The organism is Nocardioides sp. (assembly GCF_031422975.1).
Lineage (GTDB): Bacteria > Actinomycetota > Actinomycetes > Propionibacteriales > Nocardioidaceae > Nocardioides.
Genome location: NZ_JANPEO010000216.1, coordinates 1 through 2,591 on the forward strand (window position 1 = coordinate 1; position 2,591 = coordinate 2,591).

Genomic DNA, 2,591 nt, shown 5'->3' on the forward strand with positions numbered 1-2,591 from the left:
GAGGTGATCTCGACCCGGCCCGCGCCGTACGTCGTGTCGGCCCACTTCTGCAGGGAGCCGTCGTCGAACAGCACGCCGATCTGCACCACGTCGTCGGCGGCCGACGACGAGGTGACACCGGGCAGCTTCTGCAGCTCCATCGCCAGGGCGTTGAGCTCGCTCTCGGTGTACGCCGCCTCGCTGACGCACAGGGCGCCGCCCCACGTCTCGCGCAGCGTGGCCTCGGCGCCCGCGACGTCCTCGGTGACCGCGACGTTGATGATCAGCCGGGTCGGGTCGTTCATCTCGGCCTCGACGGCCGGGTCGAGCGCCGGGTCGACGGCCGGGTCGACGGCCGGGTCGACGGGCTGATCGATCCACGCCCCCGCATAGCCCGGCAGCGCGGACGCGGCGGTGAACGTGGCGTCCATCGACTTCTGGTTGGTGGTGGCCGGGTCGAGCACGGCCCAGCCGCCGGCCGGCGGCGTGCACGCAGTGGTGAAGGCGGGGTCCGGCGGCTGGCTCATCGGGTCGTAGAGGGCGGCCGGGATCGCACTGGTGGCGGTGAACGTGGTGCCGTCGAAGGTGCCGGTGAGAGCGAACGAGCCCCACTTCGTGCCCGACTGGTCGTCGTGCTCGGGGTGCGCCGCCCAGTTCCAGCCGGTCATCGGGGTGCCCGAGCACTGCGGTGGCAGCGACTCGGCGACGAACGTGCAGAGCTCGGGACCGTCGCCGTCGTCCAGCACGGTGACCAGACCGGAGGTGCTGACGTCACCCGTGGCAGCCGGCACCGCGGTGGGGAACCCACCGGGCGTCGCGGCGACATCAGCGGCATCGCCACCTGCGGCGGGATCGACCCCCCGCATCTGCTCCTCGGTGCTGCACGAGGCCGTGGCGAACAGGGCGAGGAGCGCGGCGAGCGCGGCGACAGTGCGGGTCATGGGAGTACGACGATACGCGCTCACCGTCGGTTCCGGCGGCTCCACCGGCACGCACCCGAAGGCGGTCCGCCGTCAGTCGGCGCAGCCCAATAGGCCTCAGGGCAGGCGGGCGATCAGCTCGGCCGGCGAGACCCGGGAGCCGGTGTAGAACGGCACCTCGTCGCGCACGTGGCGCCGGGTCTCGGAGCCGCGCAGGTGGCGCATCAGGTCGACGATCCGGTAGAGCTCGTCGGCCTCGAACGCAAGCATCCACTCGTAGTCACCGAGCGCGAACGAGGCGACCGTGTTGGCGCGGACGTCCGGGTAGTCGCGGGCCATCTTGCCGTGCTCGGCCAGCATCGCGCGGCGCTCGGAGTCCTCGAGGAGATACCACTCGTAGGACCGCACGAAGGGGTAGACGCAGATGTGCGCGAGCGTCTCCTCGTTGGCCAGGAAGGCCGGGATGTGCGACTTGTTGAACTCGGCGGGACGGTGCAGCGCCATCTGCGACCACACGGGCTCGAGGCGGGCACCGAACGTCGTGCGGCGGAACGTGTTGTAGGCCGACTGCAGCATCTCGCTGTCCTCGGCGTGCCACCAGACCATCAGGTCGGCGTCGGCCCGCAGGCCGCTGACGTCGTAGAGCCCGCGCACGACGATGTCCTCCTCGGCCTGCGAGGCGAACAGGGCCGCCACCTCGGACGCCTCGGTGTCGCGGTCGGCGGCGCCGAGCACGTCGCGCACCTTGAAGACCGACCACATCGTGTAGCGGATCGTGTCGTTGAGTTCCCTGGCCTTCGCTGCCTTCGTCGCCATGGGCTCATTGTGCCCGGGTGACCTCGGCGGCCGCCCGACGGGCCGACGCGATCACCGCGGGGATGCCGACTCCGTCACACCACGCCCCGCACACGGACAGGCCGGCCGGCAGCGAGGAGCGCACGCGCGCGACTCGGTCCAGGTGCCCGACGGCGAACTGCGGCAGGCCGCCGCCCCATCGCTGCACGTGCGTGTCGGCGGGTACGGCGACGATGCCGGCCAGCTCCGCGAGCTCGGCCAGCGACCGTGCCACGAGATCGTCGTCGGTCACCTGCAGGGTCGACTCCTCCCCGACGCGACCGATCGAGGTGCGCAGGATCGCGTGCCCGCCGCCGGCCGCGCGCACCCAGTCCCACTTGGCGAAGGAGAAGGTGCTGGCCTTGATCGCGCGCCGCTCGACCGGCGGCACCAGGAAGCCCGAGCAGTCCGACAGCTCGGCGACCGCTTCGCGCGGGAACGCGAGCGTCACCACGGCCACGCTCGCCGACTCGATGCCGGCGACGTCGGTGGCGACCTCCGGGACGACCTCCCCCAGCAGCCTGGCCGTGGGGGCGGCCGGGGTCGCGAGGATGACGTGCCGGGCGAGCACGGTCTCCGGTGAGCGTGTCGACCCGACCGTCAGGGCCCAGCCGTCGCCGTCGCGCCGGAGCTCGCGCACCGGGGCGTCGAGGCGGACCTCGAGACCGGAGGCCATGACGGCGGGGAGCTGGCCCATCCCACCTGCCAGCCCGGCGAAGACCGGCACGTCGCTGCGCGGCACCAGTGCCGCCTGTTCGAGGAGGGAGCCGGCGCGGGCCATGGCCAGGAGCTGGGGAACGGTCGCAGCGGCGGACAGCATCCGGGCCCGGCCGGCGTAGACCCCACCCAGCAGCGGCT

General features: G+C 72.6%; 3 protein-coding genes. All 3 read right to left on the reverse strand.

The annotated features are described in order from the left end of the window. Window positions 1-920, reverse strand: a 920-nt coding sequence (locus RMO85_RS06460) for a hypothetical protein (protein ID WP_310527696.1), incomplete at its 3' end; no start/stop codon positions are given. 96 nt (window positions 921-1,016) lie between these two features. Continuing rightward, the gene (hemQ, locus tag RMO85_RS06465) at window positions 1,017-1,715 is read right to left on the reverse strand and encodes a hydrogen peroxide-dependent heme synthase (protein WP_310527697.1); all 699 of its coding nucleotides are present in this window, start codon (window positions 1,713-1,715) and stop codon (window positions 1,017-1,019) included. 4 nt (window positions 1,716-1,719) lie between these two features. Beyond that, on the reverse strand, window positions 1,720-2,591 hold an 872-nt coding region (hemG, locus tag RMO85_RS06470; RefSeq protein ID WP_310527699.1), incomplete at its 5' end, for a protoporphyrinogen oxidase.